This window comes from Kineococcus sp. R86509 (assembly GCF_042466365.1).
Lineage (GTDB): Bacteria > Actinomycetota > Actinomycetes > Actinomycetales > Kineococcaceae > Kineococcus.
Map to the genome: position 1 here is coordinate 3,908,137 of NZ_JAXHCE010000001.1, position 26,050 is coordinate 3,934,186.

Here is a 26,050-nt window from a genome sequence, read left to right on the forward strand (position 1 = left end):
GCTGACGCCGAACAACCCCTCGGTGAACGCTGCGCAGATCCTGTGCGTCGTGTCAGTCCAGGGTCCACGTCGCGACGTGTTCGCACACCAGGCTGCGCCACCACCGCCCGCTCCAGTCGGAACTGGCGGTGCGGTACAGGGTCACGGTGCGACCTCGGAAACCCTGCGGTACCGCGACGTCGAGACCGGTGACGAACTCGCCCACCTCGTCGTGCAGGTCAGGACGTTCGTAGAGGTCGTGCGAGGCCAGGGACAGGTGGGCCAGGAAGCCGGCGCGGTCGAAGCCGTGGACCTGCGGGGAGTTCATCGGCAGCCGCAACGGTGCCACGGCGGCGTCGACCGCGGCGGCGAGGTCCACGAACTCGGCGTTCGGGCTCCCGTCGGCGCGGTGGTGCACGTCGTAGACGAAACCCACCCCGCTGGGCCGCACCCCGCGGTTGTGGACGTCGAAACCCGGGCGGCCCTCCAGGGCGGCGTCGAGGGCGGTGACGACCGCGTCCTCGTCGCGGCCCAGGTGCTGGCTGCCCACCAGGGTGGCGTGCGGCGGGAACGCCCCGGCCGAGACGAACCCGTACTGCGCCCGGAGCTGGGTGGTGATGGTCGTGACGGCCAGGCACGTCCGCGGGTCGGGCCGCAGGTAGACGCCGTAGCGGTAGGGATCGCCCACGTCGCGGGCCCGTTCCCCGGGGCGCAACGCCTCGTCGTGCATGCGGCGAACGTACCCGGCTCGCGCCGGACCCGGGACGTCAGGTCGCCCCGGAGCGGCGGTACGCGCTGGGGGCCATGCCGAGGACCGCGCGGAAGTCGTGGGTCAGGTGGGCGTGGTCGGCGTAGCCGAGGTCGGCGGCGATGCGGGCCAGGTCGGCGCCGGGATCGCTCCGGACGCGCTCGGCGGCCTCCTGCAACCGGCGGCGACGGATCATCGCCGCGGGCGGGAGACCGACGTAGCGGCGGGCGAGGCGTTGCAGGGTGCGCGGTGACGTCGCGAGCCGGAGGGCGACGTCCTCCACCCGGAGGACCTCGGGGTCGGAGTCGATGAGCTCGGCCATCGCGTTGGCCAGCGACGCCTCCGCGGACGGTTCCCCGACGTGGGCGGCGAGCCAGTCGGCGAACGCGGCGGCCCCGCGGGCGGGGAGACCGTCGGCCGGGCCCGACGTCGCGTCCCGGACGGCCGCCAGCAGGTCGGGCAGGTCGAGGCGCCGGTAGTCGTCGCGCAACGCCGTGGGGTCGTCGGTGAAGGCGGGCACCGCCGCCGGCAGCAGCTGCGCACCGACGGCCCAGCCGCTCCCGCTGAGGTCCTGGTGCGAACGCCGCGTCGTCGGCCCGGCCAGGCCGACGAAACCACCCTCGCGGCTGTCCACGACGAGGTTGCAGGCCGGGAAGGCCACGACGTGCTGGCGGGAGACCCGGCCGGCGTCGACGTCCCACTGCGGGACCCAGAACCAGCGCACCAGCCGGTCGACCGCCTCGGGGGCGGGTACCCGGGTGAAGCGGGGCAGGCGCGCGGGGTAGAGGATCCCGCGGTCCGCTCCGGTCACGTCCGCACGCTACCGCCGGGGTTGGCGCGAATCTCCAAGCCGGACCCGGGCGGGGGCGCCTAGCGTCGCGACCATGAGCGAAACGACCGGTCGCCGGGCCGCGCACGGCGAGCACACCACCCACGGGGTCCCGCACGGTGTCAGCGGCATCACCCCGTTCCTGACGATCGCGCGCGCCCGGGAGGCCGTCGAGTTCTACCGCGACGTCTTCGGCGCGCGGGTCGTCGACGTGACCGAGATGGGTGGTGTCGTCGTCCACGCCGAGCTCGCCCTGGGCGGCGGTCGCCTGCAACTGGGGGAACCGAACCCCGACTACCACCTCGTCCCGGCCCCGGACGGTGACGACGACTGCTACTCCCTCGGGTTCCACTGCGCCGACGTCGACGCCGTGGTGGCGCGCGCCGAGGCGGCCGGGGCGACGATCCGCGAACCGGCGACCGACTTCGTCTCCGGCGACCGCTTCGCGAGCGTCCGCGACCCGTTCGGGGTGCGGTGGTCGGTCATGACGCGCGTTGAGGACCTCTGCGAGGAGGAGAGCGCCCGTCGGGTCGCGGAGTGGGCCTCAGCCGCCGGCGCCGGCTGAGGGGACGTCCCCGCGCTTCAGTCCGCCCCCGGGTCGGTCGACACCCAGGAGGAGGGTGTCGAGCGCGGAGGGGGCGGGCGGTGGACGGGCCAGCGGCCACGGTGCTCGTCGACTCCCCGTCCCCGGCGGTGCTGCAGGCCGCCCTGCACGACGTCGCGTTCCTCGTCGGCCACGACGTGGAGGCCGCCGCGACCCGTGCGGGGTTCCTCCTGCACCAGGTCCGCCACCACGTCCCCGGTCCGGAGCGGACGGGGCTCGGGTGGCAGGCGGAGCTCGTCATCGCCGACGCCGCGGGCCGCCGCGGTGACGCGGAGCGCCTCGGGGTCGTCGCGCAGGCCGCGCTCGCGTGGGCCGACGGGGCGGGAGACGCGTTCGTCGCCGCCCGCGCCCACCAGTTGCTCTCGACCCTGCACGAGATCCTCGGCGACGGCGGACTCGCCCTCGAGCACGCCGTGCAGGGCGTGGAGCGCCTCCCGGCCGACGCTCCCGCGTGGGTGCACGGTGACCACCGGTCCCGGCTCGGCATCACCCACGAGGTCCTCGGCGACTTCGACGAGGCCCGCACCCGGTTCACCGGGCTGCTGCGGGCGGCGGAGGCCCAGGGCGACCAGAACCTGCGGCTGCGGACGCTGAACAACCTCGCCTACCTGGAACTCCGCGCGGGGCGGGCGGCCGAGGCCGCGGCCCTCGCCGCGGAGCTGCTGGAGCACTCCCGGCGGACGGGCCTGGCGCTGAGCGCCGCGGCCTGGGACACGGTCGCGCACGTCCGCATGGGGGCGGGCCGGTGGGCCGCCGCGGAGGCCGTGCTGCGTGACGCCCTCGCCGACGCGCGCCTGATCACCGAGGCCCGGGACGTCGCGACCCTGCACGTCAACCTCGCCCGGTGCCTGCGCCACCTCGGGCGCTTCGCCGAGGCGGCGCAGAGCCTGGCCGCCGCGGCCGCGCAGTGCGCGGACCTCTCCTTCGGCGAGGTGGGGGGCGACCTCGTGCTCGAGCAGTGCGAACTGGCCGCGGCCACCGGCGACTTCGAGGGCGCCTACCGGCTGCACCGCAGGTTCTACGACCTCACGATGGAGCGCGTCTCCGCGGCGAAGCACCACCGGGCCCGGGTCCTCGCCGCGATCTACGAGACGACCGAGGCCCGTCGCGCCGGCGAGCACTACCAGCGGCTGGCCGAACGCGACCACCTCACCGGGCTGTTCAACCGCCGCTACGTCGAGGACGTCGTCCCGGCGCGGGTGGCGGCGTCCGGTGGACGGGGGTGGGCGATCGCCCTGCTCGACCTCGACCACTTCAAACGCGTCAACGACACCCACTCCCACCAGGTCGGTGACGAGGTGCTGCAGCAGTTCGCCCGCTACCTGGAGCAGTTCTGCGGGCCGGGTGAGATCGCCGCCCGCCTGGGCGGTGAGGAGTTCCTGCTGCTGCTGCGCGACGACCACGACGATGACGATGACGGGGGCGCGCGCGTCACCGTCCTCCGGTTGCTGGAGGCCGTGCGCTCGCACGACTGGGGCGTCCTCGCCGCCGGCCTGCGCGTCACCTGCAGCGCCGGGCTCGTCCCGGTCGGCGGTGGCGGGTCCGCCCTGGTCGACGCGCTGGCCGGGGCCGACCGGAACCTCTACGCCGCGAAGCGTGCGGGTCGTGACCGGTTGCGTTCCGACGTCCCGCGCAGGCGCCGCGACCCGCGCTGAGCCGCGCCGGGTCGGTCCACCGGTCTTCCCCGGTGCTGAGGATCACCGCTGGCGTTCCGCGTTGACCGTCGGCGGAGCGCTGACTACTTTCGGGACCAGGGTTCACGACGACGGGTCACGACGAGGGGTGAGGTGGGTGGCGCGGTGAGCGAACGCAAACCTTCCGGCACGTCCTTCGAGGACTGGGTCGAACGCCAGGTGCGCGAGGCCCAGGAACGCGGCGACTTCGACCACCTCCCGGGGGCCGGAGCGCCGCTGCGCGGCCTGGACCGCGACTTCTCGGCCGAGGAGTGGGCGGCGGACAAGGCCCGCCGCGAGGGCTACGACGTCAGCGCCATGCTCCCGCCCGCGCTGGCCCTGCGTCGCGAGCGGGAGGACATCCTGCGCGACCTCGGCCGGCTGCACTCCGAGTCGCTGGTGCGGGCCGAGGTCGAGGGGTTCAACGACCGGGTGCGTGAGCTCTACCGACGACCCAGTGACGGGCCCTTCGTCGTGGTGGCGCTGCTCCAGGAGTCCGTCGTGCTCGAGGCGTGGCGTGCCGCCCGACCCGCTCCGGTCGTGACGGCCCCGGTCACCCCGCCGCCACGTCGCCGGAGGTTCTTCCGCCGCGACCGCGGGTGAGTGATCCGCAGCGCAGCGCAGCCGCAGTGCGCCCAACCTGGGGAGGGATCCCCCGAACGTGGGCGTACCCCGTCGCGGCGGGCGCATCCTGACGTGCGTCGCCACCCGCGGCGCTCGGGTGAGGAGGACCTGTGGACGACCGGATGCAGCCTCCGGAGGGTGCGTGGCCCGTCCCGTTGTCCTCCGTCCTGGCGGCGCTCGAGGTCGACGACGAGGTCCTCCTCGACCTCGGCCCGGCGGGGGCGGTCGTCGTGCGGCGCACCGTACCCACCGTGCCCATCCTGGTGCCCCGCACGGACGACCTCCCCGCGTTGAGCGAGCGGGGCGCTCGGGTGCTGGGGCTGGTGGCCGGCGGGTTGCCCGCCGTGGTGGTCGCGCGCACCGTGGGGCTGGCGCTCCCGGACCTCGCGCACGAACTGGCGCTGCTGCGCGAGCGCTACGGCGCGGACAGCACCGCCTCCGCCGTGGCGCGGGCGCGCGCCGTCGGTGACCTGGGCTGATCCGGTTCCGTAGGGTGCGAGGGTGCTCGAACTCTCCTGCGTGGTCCTGAACGACCTGCACCCCACCGCCTTCACCGAGACCGCGCGCGCTGTCGAGGCCCTGGGGTTGCGCACGGTGTTCTGCTACGACCACCTGTCCTGGGAGTCCCTGCGCGACGGGCCCTGGTACAACGCCGTGCCGTTGCTGGCGGCGGCCGCCACGGTCACGACCACGGTGCGGCTGGGCACGCTCGTCGCCTCCCCGAACTTCCGTCACCCGGTGACCTTCGCGCACGAGGTGATGACCCTCGACCAGCTGAGCGGGGGGCGCCTCGAACTCGGCGTGGGGGCGGGGACGGCGAGGCACGACGCCACGGTGCTGGGGATCGCGGAACTCACCCCCGCGCAGCGGCAGTCGCGCTTCGAGGAGTGGACGACGCTGCTGAGCACGGTCCTGGCGCAGCGGGCCAGCGACGTGGCGGGGGAGCGGTACACGGCGCTCGACGCCCGCAACGTCCCCGGTCCGGTGGCCGGCTCGATCCCGCTGACGGTGGCCGCGGCCGGTCCGCGGGGGATACGCTTCGCCGCCGCCGTCGGGGGCACCTGGGTGACCTACGGCGACCGCCGTCCGGGGTCCGAGGAGACCGTCGAGCGGTTCACCGCGCCCGCTGCCCGCTTCGCGCAGGTCCCCGGTGCGGCCGGCGTCCGGGCGATGGCGCTGCTGAGCCTGGACGAGGAGGCGGCCTACCGGGACTACCCGCGGTTCGCGGCCGCCCTGGAGGCGGCGGGCTTCGACGAGGTCGTCGTGCACTGGCCCCGCGGCGACGGCCGGGGGATGCCCGCCGACGTCCTCGACACGGTGCTGCGGACGCACGGGCTGGGCCGGACGTGAGAGCGCTCGGGTGCGACCTGTCCGGCCGCACCCGAGCGCGTCGAGGGGGTGTTCCCGCGATCCTCAGCCGAGGGTGAGTTCCACCGTCGCGAAGGAGTGCGGGGGCAGGTCGACGACGAGCGTGTCGCCCTCGCGACGGGCGCCGTCGAAGGCGACGGGCGCCACGGCGGCGGGGTCCTGCACCGTGTTGTGCGCCTGCAGCGAGGGAGCCGCCAGGATCTTCGCGGTCGCGACCTGCCAGTCACGTCCCCGCAGGTCGAGCCGGACGGTGCCGCCGTTGTTGGCGTCGAGGTTGGTCAGCGAGACCAGCGCGCTGCCCTCCCGCGAACTCACCGAGGTGGTCAGCGTCGCGTACTCGCCGACCTCGCCCCGGTAGCGGGCGTCGGAGCTGACGACCTGCACCGGGTGGCTGGTGGCGTCCTGGTGCCCGGCGTTCATCGCGAACACGTGGTACGTCGGGGTGAGGACCATCTTCGCGCCGTCGGTCAGCACCATCGCCTGCAGCACGTTGACCGTCTGGGCGATGTTCGCCATGACCAGCCGGCGGGCGTTGGCGTGGAAGACGTCGAAGTGCAGACCGGCGACGAGCGCGTCGCGCAGGGTGTTCTGCTGGAACAGGAACCCGGGGTTGGTGCCGGGTTCCACGTCCCACCAGGTGCCCCACTCGTCGCAGACGAGACCGACGGTGGCCTCGGGGTCGTAGGCGTCCATGACCCGGGCGTGCCCGCGGACGATCTCGTCGATGCGCCAGGCGTTGAGGATGGTGCGGTGGTACTCCTCAGCGTCGAACTCCGTCGCCGAGCCCTTGTGCTGCCAGTCGTCGCTGGCGTGGGTGTAGTAGTGGAAGGACAGGGCCTGCCAGCCGTTGTGCTTGCGGTCGGCCACCGGCCCGCCGAGGGCGCTGATCGACTTCATCAGCGTCTCGGTCCAGTGGTAGTCGTCCTTGTTCGGACCGGCCGCCACGCGGTACAGCTCGTTGCCGTCGTGGTTGCGGGTGTAGGTCGCGAACTGGGCAGCGAGCTGGGTGTACTGCTCGGCGGTCATGTTGCCGCCGCAGCCCCAGGACTCGTTCCCGATGCCCCAGAAGGGCACCTTCCAGGGTTCGGTCCGGCCGTGCTCACGACGCAACCGCGACATCGGGGCGTCGCCGGAGCGGGTGAGGTACTCGACCCAGTCGCTCATCTCGGCGACGGTGCCGGAGCCGACGTTGCCCGAGACGTAGGGCTCCGCCCCCAGCAGCTCGCAGAGCTGCATGAACTCGTGGGTGCCGAAGGAGTTGTCCTCGACGACGTCGCCCCAGTGGGTGTTGACCATCGAGGGGCGTTCCTCGCGCGGCCCGACGCCGTTCATCCAGTGGTACTCGTCGGCGAAGCAGCCCCCCGGCCAGCGCAGGTTGGGGATGCTGATCTCCTTCAGGGCCTGCACGACGTCGTCGCGCACCCCCGCGGTGTTCTGGATCGGGGAGTCCTCCCCGACCCAGAACCCCTCGTAGATGCACCGGCCCAGGTGCTCGGCGAAGTGGCCGTAGAGGTGTCGGCTGATGGTCGCGCCCGCCACGTCGAGGTTCACGACGCCGTGCAGGTTTCCGGTGCTCACAGGTGGATCAACCCTTCAAGCCGGTGCCGGCAACGCCTTCGACGATGCGGCGCTGGAAGACGAGGAACAGGATGACGAGCGGCAGGGCGCCGAGGATGGCCGAGGCCTGGATGTCGGCGTAGCGCTGCCCGAACGAACCTTGGACGGAGGCCAACCCGACGGGGATGGTCATGAGCTTCGGGTTCGACATCGTGTACAGGGGGAGGATCAGGTTGTTCCACACGCCGACGAACGTGACGATGGCCATCGCGGAGATGACCGGCTTGGACAGCGGCATGACGATGGAACGGTAGATCCGCCAGTTCGAGGCGCCGTCGAGGCGGGCCGACTCCTCCAGCTCGACGGGGATGCCGTCGAAGAACTGCTTGAAGACGAAGAGGGCCACGACGCTGGGGACCTGCGGGAAGATCACCGACCAGTAGGTGTTCAGGAGGTGGACCGCCTGCAACTGCTGGACGATCGGGATGATCAGGACGTTGGACGGCACCATGATCCCGGCGATGACCGCGAAGAACACGATGTTGCGGCCCCGGAAGCGCATGCGGGACAGGGCGTAGCCGGCCATCGAGGCGAAGAGGACGACGAGCGCCGCGCTGACGACGGACGTGATGGCGCTGGAGAGGTACCAGTTCCACAGGTCGCCGCCCTTGAGCAGCGTGGCGTAGGACGAGAACGTCGGGTGCAGGTCCTTGAGGATGGACTCCGCACCCAGCGCCGCGACGGAGTTCGCGGTGAGGGACGTCTTGATCGCCCACAGGCTCGGCAGCAGCCACAGCACCGCGAACACCGTCAGGACCGCGGCGCAGACGATGCCGAAGGTGCGGCCACCGTTGGTCTGGGTCTTGACGACCTTGGCGGCCGGAGCCGCGGCGGACAGACCGTTGTTGCGGGAGCGCGCGGGGCGGGCACTGCCCGTGATGTCAGGGCTCGCCATCAGGCCGCCCTCCTCTCCTGGGCACGTTCGATGAGCTGACGGGCGACGGCGATCACGACGATCACGATGAACAGCAGGAACGAGGCGGCGGCGGCGGCCCCGATGCGGTTGTCGGTGAATCCGGCGCGGGTGATGAACGTCAGGGCGACCTCGGTGCTGATGCCGGGCCCCCCGTCGGTCATGATCGCGACCTGGTCGAAGATCTTCAGGCTGGCGATGATCTGGAGGAGGATGACCAGCGTCGTCGTGCGGCTGAGCATCGGGATGGTCAGGTAGCGGATCTGCTGCCACGGGGTGGCGCCGTCCAGGGCGGCCGCTTCGTACAGCTCGCGCGGAACGTCCTGCAGGCCGGCCAGGTACAGGATGAAGTTGAAGCCGATCGTCCACCAGATCGTGGTGATCGCGATCCCCACCATGGCGAAGGTCGGGCTGGCGAGGACCGGCGTCGGGGCCTCGGCGCCGAACCACTTCTGGATGGTGGGCCAGATCCCGGTGTCGGCGGAGAAGACGAAGACCCAGATGAGGGACACCGTGGCCGAGGGCAGGATGTAGGGCACGAAGAACGCGAGGCGCCAGAACCAGGAACCACGCGTCATCCGGTTGGCGAGCACGGCGAACACGAACGACAGCACGACGAGCGGCGGGACCGTGTAGATCGTGAACTGCAGGGTGTGCCACATCGACGACCAGAACGACGGGTTCCCGAGCATCTCGGCGTAGTTCGCGAAGCCGGCGAACGTCCCGAGACCCGTCTTGACCAGACTGGTGTCGAAGAAGCTGGCGATGAACATGTAGATCGACGGGCCCAGCAGGAACGCCAGGTAGAACAGGGCGAAGGGGGCCACGAAGAGCCAGGCGGGCCGGGTCTGGTTCTCGGACACGGCGGCCTTGGGGCGGGTACCGCCGTGGCCGGTCACCGGCCGGTCGAGGGTGGTGCTCACTGCAGATCGCCTCCAGGCGTCGTCCGGGACGTCAGCGTCCGGTTGCTCATCGGCCGGTTCACAAGGGGTTCGCCGTCTTGGCGTAGCTGCCCAGCTGCGACTTGATGGATGCGAGGGCCGCCTCCGGCTTGGACAGGCCCTGGATGACCAGCCCGATCTCGGACCCGATGACGTTCTCGAAGTTCGAACCCGACCCCGAGTACCACGCGGGGGAGTCGTACTTCGCGTAGTTCGCGGCCTCCGCGTAGTCGTGCATCGGCTCGAGGTTCTCGTACTCGGAGCTGTTGAACGTCTCGGCGTACGCGGGGATGTGCCCACCGGCGGCCCAGGTCATGCTCTGGTCGAGCATCGACTTGACGAAGCCCATGGCGCGCTTGAGACGGTCCTCGTCCCGGTCCATCTTGGGGAGGATGAACGTGTGCGAGTCCGCGTGGGCCGCGGGTTCGTCGTAGAGCGTGGGGAAGGCCGCCATGCCGAACGTGAGCCCCTCGATGCCCTGCGCGGTGGTGACCTCCCACTCGCCGTTGAGGAAGAAGCCCGACTTCCCGGTGAACATCGAGGACTCCGCGCCCGCCGTGTCGGCGTTGGAGGGCATGAGGCCCTTCTCGGCCCAGGACCGGATCAGCACGAGGACGTCGTGGAGGATGCCCTCGTCGTAGCTGAGCCTGGTGCCCTGGTCGGAGAGGAACTCCGGGGCACCGGTGGTCTGGAAGTACAGGGTGTTGACCATGCGCCAGCAGTTCGAGTTGTCCCCGACCGACCCGGTGGTCATGCCCCACTGGCCGCTGGCCTCCTTGGCCGCGGTCATCGCGGCCTCCCAGCCGTCGGTGCCCTCGATCGGCTTGAGCTTCCCGTCGGAGTCGACCAGGCCGGCCTTGTCGAGGACCTCGGTGTTGTAGAACACGACCCAGGGGTGGGTGTCGAGCGGGAGCGCGTAGGGAACGCCGTCGACCTTGACGGACTCCCAGGCCTTCTCGGTGAAGGAGTCGGCCGTGAGGCCGCCGGCCGCGAGCACCTCGTCGGTGATGGGGGAGAGCAGACCGGCCTCGGCGAGGTTCGCCGCGCGGGTGGCGTGCGAGACCGCGACGTCCGGCGGCTTGTTGCCCAGCGTCGCCAGGGTGACCTTCGAGTAGTACGGGTTGCCCCACGCGAAGGTCGCCGCCTCCAGGGACTTCTCGCTGCCCTGTTGCTTGCGGTACTCGTCCTCCATCTGGATCATCCGGGCGCCGTCGCCGCCGCCGAAGAGGTTCCAGAACTGCGTGGTTCCCGGCGCGAGCTCGCTGCCGACGAGACCCGCCGACAGGGCCGAGCCGCAGCCGGAGGTGCCGGCCACGAGGCCGAGCCCACCGGCGGCGAGGCCGCCGCGCACCAGGCTGCGCCGGCTGAGGGCACCCCGTGCCGGGGGTGTCGGGGGATGACTGTTCACTCGAGATCCGTCCCTGCCGTCGTTGGCGGTCGTGGCAGTGCGGCCCGGACGCGTGAGCGCCAGGAACCGCACCGTCCCGTTCAGTGCTGCGGAACTTAGCACGCCGTTTGCAACGCTGCATAGACCTTCGGGAGACCCGCCTTGCAACGATGCACAGGACGGCGTGGCGCGGTTGCCGGAGAGCCTGGCGACGGGGCAGAGTGGGGCCCGCACCGCTGGCGCGTCGTGCCCCCGGGAACGCTCCGGACGCCCGCCGATCGCGGCCAGCGACCTCCAGGCAGCAACCCACTGAGGAGAAGCTCGTGCCCGAAGACCAGACCACCGCCGTCGTCGTCGGAGGACCGGTTCCCCGTCCGGAGTACCCGCGGCCCTCCGTGGTCCGCGCCGACTGGATCACCCTGAACGGGACGTGGGGGTTCGAGGTCGACGCCGGCGACTCCGGCCTCGAGCGCGGACTGCTCGGACGCGACCTGGCCGGGACGATCACCGTGCCGTTCGCCCCGGAGTCCGAGCTCTCCGGGATCGCGAACACCGACTTCATGGCGGCGGTCTGGTACCGCCGTGAGGTGAGCATCCCGCCCGCCTGGGCCGGACGTCGCACGTTGCTGCACTTCGGGGCCGTCGACCACGACGCCACCGTGTGGGTCGACGGCGAGGAGGTCGTGCGCCACCGCGGCGGGTTCACCCCCTTCACCGCGGACCTCGGCCACCGCAGCGGCACCGTCACCGTCGTCGTCCGCGCCCGCGACGACCACCGCGGCCCGCAGGCCCGCGGCAAGCAGTCGACGCGCTACGACAACTACGAGTGCCTCTACACCCGCACGACGGGGATCTGGCAGACCGTGTGGGCCGAACCGGTCGCCGACGTGTCGCTGGGCCGACCCCGGATCACCCCCGACGTCGCCGGTGAGACGTTCCACCTCGAGCAGCCGTTGCGGCGCACGGGGACCGGGTCCGTCGGTGACCGCGCCGGCTGGACCCTGACGGCGTCGGTGCGCGACGCCGCCGGGGAGGTCGTCGGCGCCACCGTGCGCGCCGACCTCGACCTCTCCCCGCGGCTCACCCTCGTGGTGTCGAGCGACCGCGTCCGGCTCTGGTCCCCGGAGGACCCCCACCTCTACGACCTCACCGTCACCCTCACCGACGCCGCGGGCGAGGTCGTCGACACCGTCGAGACCTACGCCGGGCTGCGCTCGGTCAGCATCGACGGCAAGGCCGTCCTGCTCAACGGCCGGCCGGTCTTCCAGCGCCTCGTCCTCGACCAGGGCTACTACCCGGACGGCCTGATGACCGCGTCCAGCGACGAGGCGCTGGTCAGGGACATCCAGCTCTCCCTCGACGCCGGGTTCAACGGTGCCCGCCTGCACCAGAAGGTGTTCGAGGAGCGCTTCCTCTTCCACGCCGACCGCCTCGGCTACCTCGTGTGGGGGGAGTTCGGCGACTGGGGGGCGATCGAGGAGGGCAGCAGCGTCCGCGGCGAGCACCAGCAGCCGACGTCGAACTTCGTGTCGCAGTGGCTGGAGGAGCTGGAGCGCGACTACTCCCACCCCTCCATCGTCGGCTGGTGCGGGCTCAACGAGACCCGTCAGCCGCTCACCGACCGCGGTCAGGTCCTCGACGACGTGACCCGGGCGATGTTCCTGGCCGCCAAGGCCATGGACACCTCGCGACCGGTGCTCGACACGTCCGGCTACTCCCACCGCGTGCTCGAGTCCGACGTGTGGGACTCGCACAACTACACCCAGGACCCCGCGAAGTTCGCCGAGGAGGTGTCCGGGCTGCCCCAGGACCGTCCGCACACCAACTACGGCGGCCACGAGGGCGACTACGGCGTCGAAGGCATCCCCTGGTCGCTGCCGTACCAGGGCCAGCCGTGGTTCTGCAGCGAGTTCGGCGGGATCTGGTGGCGTCCCGACGTCGCCGCCAGCAACCCCGAGGTCGACCGGGGCGCGACCTCGTCCTGGGGCTACGGCGAGCCGCCGCGCACCGAGGAGGAGTTCCACCACCGCTTCGAGGGGCTGACGGGCGTCCTGCTCAACGACCCGCTGATGTTCGGCTACTGCTACACGCAGCTGACCGACGTCTTCCAGGAGCAGAACGGCGTCTACTCCTTCGACCGCAGCGACAAGCTCGACGTCGCCCGCGTCCGCGCCGCCCAGCAGCGACCCGCGGCCATCGAGAAGCTCTGACCCCGTTCGATCGGCGATCTTCCTGGACTTCCCGGGGAGGTCGCCGATGAGGAGGGGTGACGCGGACTCTCCGTCACCGAGAGTCATCTAGAAGACTCCGGACGGGGGTACCCCGGGCGGTCGCTGTCGTGACACCGACCCGAGGACGATCACTAAGGGGTGAAGAACCCTCGTGCTCGACTCGTCGCCCCGCTGCTGGCCGCGCTCGTCGCGCTGCCCTGTGCGGGTGTCGCCCAGGTGGTCACGGCCTCGTCGGCGTCCGCAGCGGCGCAGGTCCTCACCCCCGTGGTCTCCGCCACCACCCAGCAGCAGCAGATCCTCGACGGGCTCAACCGCGAGCGCGCCAAGGTCGGCGCGCCCGCGGTGACCCTCGACCCGACGCTGGAGACCGTCGCCCAGAACTGGGCCGACGTCCTCGGGCAGGGCGACGGGATGAAGCACAACCCGAACCTCTCCACGCTGCTCTCGGACTTCCCGCGCTGGGGCGAGATCGTCGCCACGGCGGACATGGGCAACGCCGACACCCACGGCCTCGAGAACGGCGACCTCGCCGTCGACACCTGGATGAAGTCCGACCCGCACCGCGCCGTCCTGCAGGACGGGCAGTACAACACCATCGGCATCGGGCTGGTCTACACCACCCTGTACTCCGGTGGCCGCACCGTCTGGCGGTCCTACTGGGTCGCCGACTTCGGCTCGCCGCGTCGCACCCCGCTGGTGACCGCGAACACCGACGGTTCGCGCAGCTACGTGGGGATCCCCGTCAAGGGCGCGATCCTGCAGTCCTACGGGGCCAACGGGGCGAACTCCGGTTTCCTGGGCCTGCCGATGTCGCGCGAGATCGGCCCCCTGCGCGACGGCGGGTACGCGCAGAGCTTCGCCGGCGGGTCGATCTACTGGAACCCCGTCACCGGCGCGCAGGTCGTCCGCGGCGCGCTGCGCGACCGCTGGGCCTCCCTCGGTTTCGAGAACTCCTGGCTGGGCTACCCGACGGGTGCGGAGTTCGCCGTGCGGAACGGGTTCGCGCAGCGCTTCCAGGGCGGGATCGTCTACTGGTCGTCCGCGTCGGGGGCCCAGGCCCTCGGTGGTGCGCTGCTCGACGCCTACGGCGCGACGGGGTACGAGAACGGCGCTCTCGGGTTCCCGACGTCGACCGCGACCGCCCTGCCCGCCGGTTCCTACGCCGCCTTCCAGAACGGTTCGCTCTACTCCAGCGCGGCCGGCACCCACGTCGTCGCCGGTGCGGTCCGGTCGGCCTGGGGGGCGCAGGGCTGGGAGGGCGGGACGCTCGGCTACCCGAGTTCGAACCTCTTCGGCGGCCTCGTCGGCGGCGGCTCCGGGCAGCACTTCACCGGCGGCTCGATCTACTCCAGCCCCGCCACCGGTACGCACACCGTCCCGACCGCCGTCCGCGCCGTCTGGGCCGCCCGCGGGTGGGAGACCGGTGCCCTCGGCTACCCCGTCTCCGAACCCCGCGCGGTGTCCGGCGGGCTCCAGCAGGACTTCCAGGGCGGCACGGTCACCGTCGCCACCGGGAAGACCGCGGTGGCGTTGCACTCGGTCGCCCGGGGAACGCGCACGCTGTAGGTCGCACGCTCGATCGCCTGCGAGGAACGGGTGGGGCTCGCTACGGTTCGATCATGGACCGTGTCGCGTCGGCGCCCACCCGAGCATCCCGGCGCGGTCGGGGCGTGTTCCGGGTGCAGGCAGCGGGGCCGGTGGCCCTGCTCGCCCTGCTGGGTGCGCTGAGTTCCTGTTCTCACGACGACGCACCGAGCACCTCTTCGGCCGACCTCGACGCGGTCACCACGATCGTCGACGACGCGGCGCTCGCCGCAGGGGGCCCGTCGGTGGGGGCCGCCGCCGGTGACGCGCAGACCGACGGCAGCGTGTCCCTGGGGCTCACCGCGAACAGCACCGTCCGCGCGTTCTACGCCTGCACCGGCGGGGGCAGCGTCGAGCTGAACCTCAACGGTACGAAGGAGGACCTGGACTGCGACGAGAAGACCCACGAGATCGAGGAGTTCGTCGTTCCCGACACCGGATCGGTGGTGTTCAGGGCGAGCAGGCCCAACCGCGTTCCCTCCGCGTGGGGTGTGGCGTTGGTCTCCACCTGAGCGGGAGCGGCCCTCACCGGGTGCCGGGGACGTCGGGTGCCGGTGGGGGAGTAGCGTCCGGCCCATGGAGTACCGACGACTCGGAAGGTCGGGGCTGCGGGTCTCGACGATCACCATGGGGACGATGACGTTCGGTGGACAGGGAGGTTTCGCCGCCGTCGGGAACACCGACGTCGCGCAGGCGCGCCGCCAGGTCGACCTGGCCCTGGACGCCGGCGTGAACCTCTTCGACACCGCGGACGTGTACTCCGACGGTCTCAGCGAGGAGATCACCGGTGAGGTCCTCGAGGGCCGCCGCGACGACGTCCTGCTCGCCACCAAGGCCCGGATGGTCGTGGGCGCCGGACCCAACGACGGCGGCGCCTCGCGCTACCACCTCGTCCGCTCGGCCGAGCGGAGCCTGAAGCGGCTGCGGACCGAGCACATCGACCTCTACCAGATCCACGAGTGGGACGGCCAGACCCCGCTGGAGGAGACCCTCGAGGCCCTCGACACGTTGGTGCGCTCGGGCAAGGTGCGCTACGTCGGTGTCTCCAACTACGCGGGCTGGCAGCTGATGAAGGCGCTCGCCGTCTCCGACGCGCACGGCTACCAGCGCTACGTCTCCCAGCAGATCCACTACACCTTGCAGTCACGCGACGCCGAGGACGAACTCGTCCCGCTGACCCTCGACCAGGACCTCGGGGTCCTCGTCTGGAGTCCGCTCGCGGGCGGGTTGCTGTCCGGGAAGTACCGGCGCGACGTCACCGCACCCGCCGGTTCGCGACACCTGGGTGAGTGGAGCGAACCCCCCGTCCACGACGAGGGGAAGCTCTACGACACCGTCGACGTCCTCGTCGAGGTCGGAGCGGCGCACGGGGTCTCGGCCGCGCAGGTCGCGCTGGCCTGGTTGCTGGGACGAGCCGGCGTCACCTCGGTCGTGATCGGTGCCCGCACCGAGGACCAGCTGGTCGACAACCTCGCCGCGGCCGACCTCGTCCTCACCGAGGAGGAGCGGGCCCGCCTCGACGCGGTCAGCGCCGTCCCGCTGCGCTACCCGCACTGGCACCAGGCGGCCACCGCCGCGGACCGGCTCTCGCCCGCCGACCTCAGCCTGCTCGCCCCGCACCTCCCGGGCTGACGTCCGACGCGGTCCCCGCGGCGTCGGCGTGCCGCGGGGACCGCGTCCCCGTACCATTCATCACGGATTCGCACCGCCCAGACCTCGCTGCGCGAACCGCCCCGCCGTCGACCGACGCGACGGGGACGGCTCCAGTGGAGGACGCACGAGGATGCACGACGCTTCGCCCCGCGGTGCGCGGACACAGGTCGAAGACCGGTACGAGGCCCACGACGACGTAGAGTCCCTGCGCAGCGAGCTGACGCAGCTGCGGACCGCGCTCACCCGACGACCGGTGATCGACATGGCGAAGGGCGCCATCATGGCCCTCACCCGGTGCGACGACGACACGGCGTTCAAGCAGCTGTCGCAGGTCTCGCAGACCCACAACGTCAAGCTGTTCGACCTCGCGAGCGCACTGCTCGCCGACCTGCGGGGCGAGTCGTCGGGCAGCGTCGACACCCAGCAGCTCGTGCAGCGGACGTGGACCCGCCGCTGAGGTTCCCGGCCGGTCAGGCCTGGCCGGCCCGCGCGTCGGCGCCCACCCCGCCCGGCGTGGCCCCGACGACCTCGGTCGCCACGTCGAGGAGGCGACGGCGTCCGCTGCGGGCCTGCGTGCGCAGGAGGCCGAACGCCTCGTCGGGGTGGATCCGGTGCCGTTCGGCGAGGACACCCTTCGCCTGCTCCAGCACGACGCGGCTCTCCAGCGCAGCCTGGAGCTGGTCCCGCAGCTGTTCGCCCTGCGCACTGGCCTCCAGCTGGCTGATGCCGACGGCCGCGAAGGACGCCATGGCGTGCGCGACGTCCGTCTCCACCGTGGAGTAGGGACCCTCGTGGTCGCGGAACAGGTTGAGGGCGCCGATGGTGCGTCCGCGCAGCTGCACCGGCACTGCGTGGACGGACACGATGCCGTGCTCGCTCGCAGCCCGCGACCAGACGGGCCACCGGTGGGCCAGGTCGGCCGCGTCCGGGGAGACCACGGGCGTGCCCGAGCGGTGGCAGTCCAGGCAGGGACCCTCCTCGGTCTCCAGCTGGAGGAGCTCCACCACCCGCGCCTCGCTCGAGGACGCCGCCAGCAGGCCCAGCCGGCCCGTGCCGTCCTCCACCAGGAAGCCCACGGCGCTCGCCGAGAGCAGCGTCGCGCAGTGCTGCACCACGCGGTGGGCGAGGTCGAGCGGATCACCCCGCTCGGCGAGGACCTGCGCGACGTCGTCGACCGCGGCTGCGACCGCCTCCGCACGAACCTCCACGTGGACCTCCTCCGAGTCGACCTGCACCGCTGGCGGTCACCTGCGGTGACTGCCAGGGTGACCGGGTGTCCGGTGCCGAACTCGCACGATCCTTCCACGACGAGGTGGTGGCACCGCTGCTGCGACGGGAGTTCCCGGCGGCGTCCTGGGTCACGGGCCGCTTCGGCGGGGGCTCCGACGTCCTCGGTCTCGACGACGAGGTCTCCACCGACCACGACTGGGGACTGCGGCTCACCGTCCTCACCGCCGCGGCGACCGACGCCGCCGACGTCGCGCGGTTCCTCGAGGAGGACCTGCCGGAGGAGTTCCACGGCGCTCCCGTGCGGTTCCCGACCACCTGGGACGCGGCCGCCCGGCACCGCGTGGAGGTCGCCCCGCTCGCGGAGTTCGTCGCCGGCCGCCTCGGGGTCGGGCCGGAGGACCCCTGGTCGGTCACCGACTGGCTCGCCTTCACGGGACAGGCGGTGCTGGAAGTCGTCGCGGGACCCGTCTTCGCCGACGACGAGGGCCGCTGGGCGGCGTTGCGCGACCGGCTCCGCTGGTACCCCGACGACGTGTGGCGCCACCTCGTGGCCTGTTCGTGGAAGCAGCTGGAACAGGAACTGCCCTTCGTGGGACGGGCGGGTTCCCGCGGTGACGACCTGGGGTCGCGGGTCGTCGCGGCCCGGCTCGTCGACGTCGCGGTGCGCCTGGGTCTGCTGCTCGACCGGGTCTGGGTCCCCTACCCGAAGTGGATCGGGACGGTCTTCGCGCGGTCGGTGTCGGGACGGACCGGGTCGCAGTTGACGGCCTGCTTGACGGCCCCGGAGTGGCGTTCGCGGGAGGCCGCCCTGTGCTGGGCGCTGGAGGGGTTGCGCGAACGGCAGCGCGAGGTCGGTCTCCCCGTCGCCGACGTCGCCACCGAACGGTTCCACGACCGGGAGTTCCAGGGGGTCCCGGAACGGGCGAGCGAGGTGGTCCTGGAGACCGTCGAGGACCCGCGGGTGCGGGCCCTGCCCGTCGGGGTGGGGTCGGTGGACCAGTGGGTGAGCTCGGTCGACCTGCTGGTCGACACCACCCGGCGGAGGTCCGCGCAGGCCGCGGTCGCGGGCCGCGCGTCGTCCGTGCGCGGGGACACGACCCCCGCCCCCTGACCCGGGTGGTAGGACGGAGGGGTGTTCTCCTCCGACCCGGGCGCGGCCCGCTCGATCCTCGCCGGCCGCCTGAGCCAGAGCGGCGAGACCCTCCTGGCGGAACTCCCGTTGTCCGGCGGGGCGCTGGGCGGGGCGGGCGCGCTCGCCGTCACCGCGCAGTCGGTGTGGCTGGCCCAGCCGCAACTCGTGGGCGCTCCGTCCGTCGCCTCCGTCCCGCTCTCCGACGTCGGACGGGTGGGCTTCCGGGCACGCCCGGTGTTCGGCGGACTCCGGGTCACGCTGGAGATCGCGGGTCACCCCGTGAAGCTGACCACCTCCGCCGCCGAGGACGAGGTCAGCGAGTTCCTGCGGGTCCTCGAGGCTGCGCGCACCTGAACCGGCGTCAGAACCTCGCCGTCGAACCGCGGACGACGAGTTCCGTCGCCAGTTCCACGTGGTGGGAGTCGAGCTGCTCCCCGTCGGCCATCCGCAGGACGGTGCGCAGGGCGACCCGGCCCATCTCGCGCAACGGCTGGCGGACGGTCGTCAGCGGGGGAGCGGCCATCGGGGCGAGCTCGGTGTCGTCGAAACCCGTGACGGAGAGGTCCTCCGGGATGCGCAGACCGAGGATGCGCGCCGCCTCCATGACCCCCAGGGCGATGGAGTCGCACCCCCCGACGACGGCGCTCGGCCGGTCGGGCAGGGCCAGGAGCTCGGCGCCGAGGCGCCGGCCGGCGTCGTACTGGAAGTCCTCGTTGCGGATGTGGTTCTCGGCCGGGACCAGGCCCGCGTACTCCATCGCGGCGCGGTAGCCGTGCAGCCGCGCCTGGTTGCACGACGCGGCCGGGGGACCGCCGACGTAGGCGATGCGCCGGTGCCCCTGGGCGATGAGGTGGTTCGTCGCGCTCATGCCCCCGGTGAAGTTGGTGGACCCGACGCTCGCGACCTCGGTGCGGGGCAGGTTCAGCGGGTCGATGACGACCAGCGGGATCTTGACCGCCGCCAGGGCGTCGACGTGGGCCCCGGTCAGCTCGCCCGTGACGACGATGACGCCGGTGCGGCCCGACGCGGCCAGGGAACGGGCCCACGACCTCGGCGGCACGGTGAAACGGCCGTTGCGCCGGTCCCGCAGGACGCCCACCACGATCGAGGCCCCCTGTTCCGCCGCCGCCTGCACGACCCCGTCGACGACCTGGGTCGCGTAGGAGGAGAAGTCGCCGTCGATGAGGAACTCGACCGCCCTGGTCGTCGCACTCGCGCGCCGGCCCGACGGGGGGTTGTAGTCGTGGCGCACCAGCAGGTCCTCGACGATGGCCCGGGTCTCGGCGGAGACGTCGTCACGGCCGTTGACCACCTTCGACACGGTGGCGATCGACACGCCGGCGCTCGCGGCGATCGTGGCCAGCGTGGTCTTGTCCCTGGGGCTGTCCCGGGTGCGTTGCGGGTGGTCCAGCACGGGTCCTCCTCGACTCGGTGGTGCAGCGACTGTACGAGTGCACGAGCCCCGACGCTAGCCCTTCTCGAAAAGTTTCGTGATGCGATCGCAACCTCGCGCCCCTACTGCGGCAGCGGAAACAGCACGAACTGGTCTCGAGTTCACCGACTCGCTTGACCGAGCCCCGATCGTCCTCTTATCGTTCCGGTCAGACGACGTGGTCGAAAGCTTTTCGATCATGTTTCGGCACTGGCCCACCAGGGTCTGGTGCCCGGAGCAGCCGCAGGGACGCGGCTCGGCACATCGGAGATCAGAGTGGATCACAACCGGACTTCGCGTCGGTCCTTCATCGCCCTCGCCACCGCGACCCCCCTCGTCGCCACGGTCCTCGCCTCGTGCGGCGACTCCGGCCCGGGCGCGGCGAGTTCCGACGGAGCCACCGACTGGATCCTGACGGGCGCTCCGAAGGAGAAGATCCGTCAGACCGCCGTGGACGACTGGAACAAGGCGCACTCGGACCAGAAGATCACCACCAGCGCGTTCCAGAACGACGCCTACAAGGCCAAGATCAAGACCGCCATCGGCGCCGGTCAGGCCCCGACCATCATCTTCGGCTGGGGCGGCGGCACGTTGCGCAACTACGCCGAGTCCAAGCTGGTCGACGACCTGACCCCGTGGCTGACGGAGAACCCCGACGTCAAGAGCCGCCTCTTCGACGCCGCCTTCGCCGCCGGGACCGTCGACGACAAGGTCTACGGCCTCCCCACCGAGACCGTGCAGCCGCTGGTGTTCTTCTACAACAAGAAGCTCTTCAAGCAGATCAACGCCGAGCCGCCCACCACGTGGGACGAGCTCATGGCGCTGGTGCCGAAGTTCAACGCCGCGAACATCGCCCCGATCTCCCTGGGCGGGCAGTCGCGCTGGACGAACATGATGTGGCTGGAGATGCTCTTCGACCGCATCGGCGGCCCCGAGCTGTTCGAGTCCATCTACAACGGCACGCCGAACTGGACCGACCCCTCCGCGATCGACGCCCTCACCAAGGTGCAGGACCTCGTCAAGGCCGACGGCTTCATCAAGGGCTTCGCGTCCATCACGGCCGACTCCAACGCCGACCAGGCGCTGCTGTACACCGACAAGGCCGCCATGATGCTGCACGGCACCTGGACCTACGGCGGCATGAAGACCGACGGCGGCGACTTCGTCTCCAGCGGCAACCTCGGCTACGTGAACTTCCCCGCCGTCACCGGTGGCAAGGGCGACCCGACGAACACGTTCGGCAACCCCGCGCAGTACGTGTCGATCTCCTCCAAGGCCACCCAGAAGGCCAAGGACATCGCGCTGGCCTTCTTCAAGAGCGGCCTGCTGCAGGACAAGGAGGCCGAGGCCTACATCACCGAGGCCGGCGAGGTCCCGATCGTCAAGGGCATCGACTCCAAGTTCTCCGGCATGGACGACGAGGAGTGGCTGAAGTTCACCTACGACCTCGCCACCAACGCGCCGTCGTTCGCGCAGTCCTGGGACCAGGCGCTGTCCCCGACCGAGGCCGAGACCCTGCTGGACAACATCGAGAAGCTGTTCGGCCTGGCCATCACCCCGCAGGAGTTCGCGGCGAACATGAACGCGGCGATCGGCTCGTGAGCACGTCCGTGAGCACGGCCCCCAGCACCACCCCGGCGAAGATCACGCCCTCGGCCCACACGTCGACGGGTCGACTGGGGTGGCTGGTGCTGCCGGCGCTGCTGTTCTTCGTCGTCTTCGCCGTGGTCCCCCTGATCGGGGTGTTCGTCCTCAGCTTCACCTCGTGGGACGGCATCGGCGCGATCTCCTTCACCGGGCTCAAGAGCTGGACCGCCGTGCTCACGGACCCGGGTCTCCCGCACGCGCTGTGGGTCACCTTCTTGATCATCGTGCTGTCCTGGATCGCGCAGACGCCGCTGTCGATCCTGCTCGGCGTCTTCATCTCCGGGCACCAGAAGTACCGGGCGGTGCTGGCGGTGCTGTTCTTCCTGCCGCTGCTGCTGTCCGCGGCGGCGGTCTCGATCGCCTACAAGGCGCTGCTCGACCCGAACTTCGGTCTGGGCCCGGGGTTGAAGCTCGGGTTCCTGACCCAGGACTGGCTGGGCAAGAGCGCGCTGGCCATGGGCGTCGTGATCTTCATCATCGCCTGGCAGTGGATCCCGTTCCACTCCCTGATCTACCAAGGTGCGATCCGCCAGATCCCGACCTCGATGTACGAGGCCGCCCAGATCGACGGTGCCGGACGCGTGCGTCAGTTCTTCTCCATCACGCTGCCGCAGTTGAAGAACACGATGATCACGTCCTCCACGCTGATGATCGTCGGCTCGCTCACCACGTTCGACCTCATCTTCGTCCTCACCGGCGGCGGACCGAACGACGCGACCCGCGCCCTCGCCCTGGACATGTACCTGACCGGTTTCCGGGCCAACCAGATGGGCCTGGCCTCGGCCATCGCCGTCATCCTCGTCGTGGTCGGCCTCATCCTGGCGCAGGTCCTCCAGCGCCTCGGTGGCAAGGAACGCAACTCCCAGCTGGAAGGTGCCTGACCGATGGCGACCGAAACTGCGACGCGCCGGACGGGTTCCTCCCGCTCCGCGGGGGCCTCGGCCAACGGCACCACCGCCCGCAAGAACTGGTTCGGCGGCGCGTTCGGCTGGCTGTGGCTGCTGATCGTGCTGATCCCGATCTACTGGATCGTCATCACGAGCTTCAAGAGCTCCGCCGGCTACTTCGGCACCAACCCGCTGCTCCCGTCGGGGTCGCCGACGCTGGACAACTACAAGCTGGTGCTCGAGAACGACTTCGCCCGCTACTTCGCGAACTCCGTCATCGTCACGGTGGGCGCGACGATCCCCGCGGTGCTCATCTCGTTCATGGCGGCGTTCGCGATCGTCCGGGGTGCCGGCCGCTGGCTCAAGGCGGTCAACGCCCTGTTCCTCATGGGTCTGGCCATCCCGCTGCAGGCGACGATCATCCCGATCTACCTGATCATCATCAAGTCCGGGATGTACAACTCCCTCGGCGCGATCATCCTGCCCTCGATCGCCTTCGCCATCCCGCTGACCGTGCTGATCCTCAGCAACTTCGTCCGCGACGTGCCGAACGAGCTGTTCGAGGCCATGCGCATGGACGGTTCCAGCGAGTGGGGCACCATGTGGCGCCTGGCCTTCCCGCTGACCCGCCCCGCGCTGGTCACGGTGACGATCTACCAGGGCCTGCAGATCTGGAACGGCTTCCTGCTGCCGCTGATCTTCACCGACCGGGCCGACCTGCGCGTCCTGCCGCTGGCGCTGTGGACCTTCCAGGGTCAGTACAGCGTCAACATCCCCGCGGTGCTCGCCTCTGTCGTCCTGACGACCCTGCCGATCCTCGTGCTCTACATCGTCGGGCGTCGTCAGCTGCTCTCCGGCTTGACCGCCGGCTTCTCCAAGTGATCCGAAAGGTTCTTCCGTGACTCGCCAGGCTCTCGTCGTCCGCGGCGGCTGGGACGGGCACTCGCCCGTCGAGGCCACCGACCTCTTCATCCCGCACCTGGAGGCGAACGGTTTCACCGTCCGCGTCGAGGACCTCGGGACCGAGCTCGGTGGCAGTTCCCCCAGCACCCCGAAGGTCTACACCGACGCCGACTACCTCGCCACGGTCGACCTCATCGTCCAGTGCAACACCATGAACTCCATCGAGAAGGCGGAGTTCGAGGGGCTACAGAAGGCCGTCGAGGCCGGTACCGGTTTCGCCGGCTGGCACGGTGGGATCGCCGACTCCTACCGCAACAACTCCGACTACCTGACGCTGGTGGGCGGGCAGTTCGGTTGCCACCCCGGCAAGCACCCCGACGAGCGCGAGGGTGGCCCGCAGGACAACTACATGCCCTACCGGGTCAACATGGCGCCTGCGGCGGCCTCGCACCCGATCACCGAGGGCATCGAGGACTTCGACCTCGTCACCGAGCAGTACTGGGTGCTGTCCGACGACTACATCGACGTCCTGGCCACCACGACGCAGGCCGTGCGCGAGTGGGACGCCTGGAACCGCCCGGTAACCTCCCCGGCGGTCTGGACGCGCCAGTGGGGCAAGGGCCGGATCTTCGTGGCCACCCCCGGCCACGACCCCGAGACGCTGAAGAACCCCAACGTCAAGACGATCATCGAGAGGGGCCTCTTGTGGGCAGCCCGCTGAAGGTCGGCGTCGTCGGCGCCGGTGTCATCTCCGCCCAGTACTCCGCGTCGCTGAAGAAGCTGCCGCAGCTGCAGATCACCGCGGTCAGCGACTTCGTCCCCGAGCGTGCGCAGGCCCTGGCCGACGAGCACGGCGCGCAGGTGCTGTCGCTGGAGGAGCTGCTGGCCTCGCCCGAGGTGGACGTCGTCCTGAACCTCACCCTGCCCCGCACGCACGCCGAGGTGGCGCTGCAGGCGATCGCCGCGGGCAAGCACGTCTACGGCGAGAAGCCGCTGGCGATGACCGTCGCCGAAGGGCGCGAGGTCGTGAAGGCCGCCGCCGCGGCGGGGGTGCGCGTGGGCTGCGCCCCGGACACCGTGCTCGGCACCGGGGTGCAGACGGCGCGTGCACTGGTCGACGCCGGTGAGATCGGGACCCCGTTCGCCGCGACGGCGTTCATGACCACCCCCGGTCACGAGCGCTGGCACCCGCAGCCGGACTTCTACTACCAGCCCGGCGGCGGCCCGCTGCTGGACATGGGCCCGTACTACCTGACCTCGCTGGTGCACCTGCTCGGCCCGGTCGTCCGGGTCGTCGGCGCGTCGGCCCGTCCCTCCCAGAGTCGGACCATCGGTTCCGGGCCGCGGGCGGGGGAGTCGTTCGACGTCACCATCGACACCCACATCACCGGGATCCTCGAGCACGCCTCGGGTGCGCTCTCGACGCTCATCATGAGCTTCGACACCTGGGCGGCCCGACTGCCCCGCATCGAGGTCCACGGGACCGGCGGGTCGATCTCGGTGCCGGACCCGAACATGTTCGAGGGTGCCGTGGAGCTGTTCTCCGCCGCGTCCGCCCCGGCGCCGGGCTCCGACGCGGCCCCGGACGCGAACTGGAAGGACGTCGGCGTGACCGCGGGCTTCCTCGACTCCGGTCGGGGCTACGGTCTGGCCGACCTGTCGCTGGCCGTGGCCGAAGGGCGTCCGCACCGCGCGAACGACGAGGTCGCCCTGCACGTCCTCGAGATCATGGAGTCGGTGCAGCAGGCCGCGGACGGGAACACCTCGGTGACCCTGACCACGACGTGCGAGCGCCCCGAGGCGATCAGCTCCCCGGTCGACCTCACGAACTGAGCAGTTCCCGTACGGCCGCCGCCGCGGCCGGGTCGAAGAGCATCGTGGCGTGGTTCGCCTCGACGCGTTCCCACGTCAGGTGGGGGACGACCCGGTTGCCGGCGGCGATCGCATTCCCGGAGAGGAACGCGGGTCTCGTGTCGTCGGCGCCGTGCGCGGCGGCGACGAGGTGGACCGGTGCGCCGGCGGCCACCAGGAGTCCCAGGTGCGGTGCGCGGGTGAGGCTGTCGACGGCGTCGGCCACGAGCCGACGCGCGTCCAGGTTCGGCCGGAACCCCTGACCGCTCGGCCGCAGCACCGCCTCCGCCCACGCCCGGAAACCCGTCTGCAGGTCCGGCCGGTTCGCCGCGGCCGCGCCCTCGGCGACGGCCGTGTAGGTGTCGACGTCGGGGAAGTCCCGGACCAAGCGCCGGGTCTGCACCCCGAACACCCCTCGGACGACGAGCGGTTTCAGCAGCATCGACGGTTCGGGCGCGACCCCACCGTCGAGCAGCACCGTGGCGACCACCCGCTCACCCAGTCCCTCGACGACCAGCGGCGCGAGGAACGCACCCATCGAGTGCCCCACGACGACGACGCGGCGCAGGCCCAGCTCGTCGACGCTGCGCACGACCTCCCGCGCCAGACCGGCCAGGCCCGGTCCCGCGGCCGCCGCGACCGAGAAACCTCGTCCGGGCAGGTCGGGAGCCACGACGGGGACGTCGAGGCGGCCGGCGAGGTCCGCCCACACCGCGGAGGTGCTGGTCAGCCCGTGCAGGGCGAGCACCACCGGTCCGTCGGGTGCAGGGTCCCCCCAGCTGCGGACGGCGAGACCGGCGACCTGTGCGAGAGCCAT

At 71.4% G+C, this 26,050-nt stretch carries 26 protein-coding genes; 17 read left to right on the forward strand and 9 right to left on the reverse strand.

All coding sequences use genetic code 11. The features are described 5' to 3' along the window. Positions 1-52: 52 nt before the first annotated feature. Positions 53-709 carry a heme utilization protein gene (locus SJY07_RS19100; protein WP_380161204.1) on the reverse strand — a complete coding sequence of 219 codons (657 nt, stop codon included), beginning with the start codon at positions 707-709 and terminating at the stop codon, positions 53-55. Positions 710-746: 37 nt separating this feature from the next. Further along, a complete protein-coding gene (locus SJY07_RS19105; protein ID WP_328292638.1) occupies positions 747-1,538 on the reverse strand; it encodes a helix-turn-helix domain-containing protein in 792 nt (263 codons plus the stop codon). A gap of 73 nt (positions 1,539-1,611) precedes the next feature. On the opposite strand from SJY07_RS19105, the gene SJY07_RS19110 reads away from it, so the two are divergent. From SJY07_RS19110 to SJY07_RS19130, 5 genes are all read left to right on the forward strand, one after another. After that, on the forward strand, positions 1,612-2,121 hold the full coding sequence (locus SJY07_RS19110; protein WP_380161205.1) for a VOC family protein: 510 nt from the start codon (positions 1,612-1,614) through the stop codon (positions 2,119-2,121). Positions 2,122-2,201: 80 nt separating this feature from the next. After that, on the forward strand, positions 2,202-3,815 hold the full coding sequence (locus SJY07_RS19115; protein WP_328292636.1) for a GGDEF domain-containing protein: 1,614 nt from the start codon (positions 2,202-2,204) through the stop codon (positions 3,813-3,815). 144 nt (positions 3,816-3,959) lie between these two features. Continuing rightward, positions 3,960-4,436, forward strand: a complete 477-nt coding sequence (locus SJY07_RS19120; protein ID WP_380161206.1) for a DUF1992 domain-containing protein — start codon at positions 3,960-3,962, stop codon at positions 4,434-4,436. A 143-nt stretch (positions 4,437-4,579) separates the two neighbouring features. After that, complete coding sequence (locus SJY07_RS19125; RefSeq protein ID WP_380161207.1) at positions 4,580-4,936, forward strand: hypothetical protein; 357 nt, start codon at positions 4,580-4,582, stop codon at positions 4,934-4,936. A gap of 22 nt (positions 4,937-4,958) precedes the next feature. Continuing rightward, positions 4,959-5,807 (forward strand): LLM class flavin-dependent oxidoreductase, encoded by an 849-nt coding sequence (locus SJY07_RS19130; RefSeq protein ID WP_380161208.1) that lies wholly within the window; start codon positions 4,959-4,961, stop codon positions 5,805-5,807. Between the two features lie 63 nt (positions 5,808-5,870). Here SJY07_RS19130 and SJY07_RS19135 read toward each other — a convergent pair whose 3' ends face one another. Genes SJY07_RS19135 through SJY07_RS19150 form a run of 4 tightly spaced genes read right to left on the reverse strand, consistent with a single transcriptional unit; the run spans position 5,871 to position 10,704 of the window. Further along, positions 5,871-7,403, reverse strand: coding sequence for an alpha-N-arabinofuranosidase (locus SJY07_RS19135; RefSeq protein ID WP_380161209.1), 1,533 nt, complete (start codon positions 7,401-7,403; stop codon positions 5,871-5,873). Between the two features lie 7 nt (positions 7,404-7,410). Next, positions 7,411-8,337: a carbohydrate ABC transporter permease gene (locus SJY07_RS19140; RefSeq protein WP_328292631.1), complete on the reverse strand. Its 927-nt coding sequence runs from the start codon at positions 8,335-8,337 to the stop codon at positions 7,411-7,413. Continuing rightward, positions 8,337-9,278, reverse strand: coding sequence for a sugar ABC transporter permease (locus SJY07_RS19145; RefSeq protein ID WP_328292630.1), 942 nt, complete (start codon positions 9,276-9,278; stop codon positions 8,337-8,339). The genes SJY07_RS19140 and SJY07_RS19145 overlap by 1 nt, the downstream gene beginning before the upstream one ends. Before the next feature lie 58 nt (positions 9,279-9,336). Further along, the gene (locus SJY07_RS19150; RefSeq protein ID WP_328292629.1) at positions 9,337-10,704 is read right to left on the reverse strand and encodes an extracellular solute-binding protein; all 1,368 of its coding nucleotides are present in this window, start codon (positions 10,702-10,704) and stop codon (positions 9,337-9,339) included. A gap of 302 nt (positions 10,705-11,006) precedes the next feature. Here SJY07_RS19150 and SJY07_RS19155 point away from each other — a divergent pair, with 302 nt between their 5' ends. The 5 genes from SJY07_RS19155 (at position 11,007) to SJY07_RS19175 (ending at position 16,608) form a co-directional block, all read left to right on the forward strand. Beyond that, the gene (locus tag SJY07_RS19155) at positions 11,007-12,893 is read left to right on the forward strand and encodes a glycoside hydrolase family 2 protein (protein WP_380161210.1); all 1,887 of its coding nucleotides are present in this window, start codon (positions 11,007-11,009) and stop codon (positions 12,891-12,893) included. A gap of 159 nt (positions 12,894-13,052) precedes the next feature. Then, positions 13,053-14,480 (forward strand): CAP domain-containing protein, encoded by a 1,428-nt coding sequence (locus tag SJY07_RS19160; RefSeq protein ID WP_380161211.1) that lies wholly within the window; start codon positions 13,053-13,055, stop codon positions 14,478-14,480. A 53-nt stretch (positions 14,481-14,533) separates the two neighbouring features. Then, a complete protein-coding gene (locus SJY07_RS19165) occupies positions 14,534-15,010 on the forward strand; it encodes a hypothetical protein (RefSeq protein WP_380161212.1) in 477 nt (158 codons plus the stop codon). 64 nt (positions 15,011-15,074) lie between these two features. Continuing rightward, a complete protein-coding gene (locus SJY07_RS19170) occupies positions 15,075-16,130 on the forward strand; it encodes an aldo/keto reductase (RefSeq protein ID WP_380161213.1) in 1,056 nt (351 codons plus the stop codon). A gap of 151 nt (positions 16,131-16,281) precedes the next feature. Further along, positions 16,282-16,608: an ANTAR domain-containing protein gene (locus SJY07_RS19175; RefSeq protein WP_380161214.1), complete on the forward strand. Its 327-nt coding sequence runs from the start codon at positions 16,282-16,284 to the stop codon at positions 16,606-16,608. Between the two features lie 13 nt (positions 16,609-16,621). On the opposite strand, the gene SJY07_RS19180 is transcribed toward SJY07_RS19175, so the two are convergent. Then, positions 16,622-17,359 (reverse strand): ANTAR domain-containing protein, encoded by a 738-nt coding sequence (locus SJY07_RS19180; RefSeq protein ID WP_380161215.1) that lies wholly within the window; start codon positions 17,357-17,359, stop codon positions 16,622-16,624. A gap of 65 nt (positions 17,360-17,424) precedes the next feature. Here SJY07_RS19180 and SJY07_RS19185 point away from each other — a divergent pair, with 65 nt between their 5' ends. Then, the gene (locus SJY07_RS19185) at positions 17,425-18,492 is read left to right on the forward strand and encodes a DUF4037 domain-containing protein (RefSeq protein ID WP_380161216.1); all 1,068 of its coding nucleotides are present in this window, start codon (positions 17,425-17,427) and stop codon (positions 18,490-18,492) included. 21 nt (positions 18,493-18,513) lie between these two features. After that, positions 18,514-18,867: a hypothetical protein gene (locus tag SJY07_RS19190; protein ID WP_380161217.1), complete on the forward strand. Its 354-nt coding sequence runs from the start codon at positions 18,514-18,516 to the stop codon at positions 18,865-18,867. A 7-nt stretch (positions 18,868-18,874) separates the two neighbouring features. Here SJY07_RS19190 and SJY07_RS19195 read toward each other — a convergent pair whose 3' ends face one another. Beyond that, positions 18,875-19,927, reverse strand: a complete 1,053-nt coding sequence (locus SJY07_RS19195) for a LacI family DNA-binding transcriptional regulator (RefSeq protein ID WP_328292620.1) — start codon at positions 19,925-19,927, stop codon at positions 18,875-18,877. 294 nt (positions 19,928-20,221) lie between these two features. On the opposite strand from SJY07_RS19195, the gene SJY07_RS19200 reads away from it, so the two are divergent. The 5 genes from SJY07_RS19200 to SJY07_RS19220 are packed head-to-tail and all read left to right on the forward strand — an operon-like array spanning position 20,222 to position 25,215. Continuing rightward, the gene (locus SJY07_RS19200; RefSeq protein WP_328292619.1) at positions 20,222-21,547 is read left to right on the forward strand and encodes an extracellular solute-binding protein; all 1,326 of its coding nucleotides are present in this window, start codon (positions 20,222-20,224) and stop codon (positions 21,545-21,547) included. 41 nt (positions 21,548-21,588) lie between these two features. Beyond that, positions 21,589-22,473: a carbohydrate ABC transporter permease gene (locus SJY07_RS19205; protein ID WP_380162413.1), complete on the forward strand. Its 885-nt coding sequence runs from the start codon at positions 21,589-21,591 to the stop codon at positions 22,471-22,473. Between the two features lie 3 nt (positions 22,474-22,476). After that, entirely contained in the window at positions 22,477-23,361 is an 885-nt protein-coding gene (locus SJY07_RS19210; RefSeq protein WP_328292617.1) for a carbohydrate ABC transporter permease, read from the forward strand. A 16-nt stretch (positions 23,362-23,377) separates the two neighbouring features. Next, on the forward strand, positions 23,378-24,103 hold the full coding sequence (locus tag SJY07_RS19215; protein WP_380161218.1) for a ThuA domain-containing protein: 726 nt from the start codon (positions 23,378-23,380) through the stop codon (positions 24,101-24,103). Continuing rightward, positions 24,088-25,215: a Gfo/Idh/MocA family protein gene (locus SJY07_RS19220; protein WP_380161219.1), complete on the forward strand. Its 1,128-nt coding sequence runs from the start codon at positions 24,088-24,090 to the stop codon at positions 25,213-25,215. The genes SJY07_RS19215 and SJY07_RS19220 overlap by 16 nt, the downstream gene beginning before the upstream one ends. Here SJY07_RS19220 and SJY07_RS19225 read toward each other — a convergent pair. Continuing rightward, positions 25,205-26,050 (reverse strand): alpha/beta fold hydrolase, encoded by an 846-nt coding sequence (locus SJY07_RS19225; protein ID WP_380161220.1) that lies wholly within the window; start codon positions 26,048-26,050, stop codon positions 25,205-25,207. The two genes, SJY07_RS19220 and SJY07_RS19225, sit on opposite strands and share 11 nt — an antisense overlap.

Coding starts and splice junctions, on each gene's coding strand:
- SJY07_RS19125 (WP_380161207.1), top strand. CDS start 4,580: ATGCAGCCTCCGGAGGGTGCGTGGCCCGTCCCGTTGTCCTCCGTCCTG.
- SJY07_RS19225 (WP_380161220.1), bottom strand. CDS start 26,050: ATGGCTCTCGCACAGGTCGCCGGTCTCGCCGTCCGCAGCTGGGGGGAC.
- SJY07_RS19140 (WP_328292631.1), bottom strand. CDS start 8,337: ATGGCGAGCCCTGACATCACGGGCAGTGCCCGCCCCGCGCGCTCCCGC.
- SJY07_RS19110 (WP_380161205.1), top strand. CDS start 1,612: ATGAGCGAAACGACCGGTCGCCGGGCCGCGCACGGCGAGCACACCACC.
- SJY07_RS19170 (WP_380161213.1), top strand. CDS start 15,075: ATGGAGTACCGACGACTCGGAAGGTCGGGGCTGCGGGTCTCGACGATC.
- SJY07_RS19165 (WP_380161212.1), top strand. CDS start 14,534: ATGGACCGTGTCGCGTCGGCGCCCACCCGAGCATCCCGGCGCGGTCGG.
- SJY07_RS19210 (WP_328292617.1), top strand. CDS start 22,477: ATGGCGACCGAAACTGCGACGCGCCGGACGGGTTCCTCCCGCTCCGCG.
- SJY07_RS19175 (WP_380161214.1), top strand. CDS start 16,282: ATGCACGACGCTTCGCCCCGCGGTGCGCGGACACAGGTCGAAGACCGG.
- SJY07_RS19100 (WP_380161204.1), bottom strand. CDS start 709: ATGCACGACGAGGCGTTGCGCCCCGGGGAACGGGCCCGCGACGTGGGC.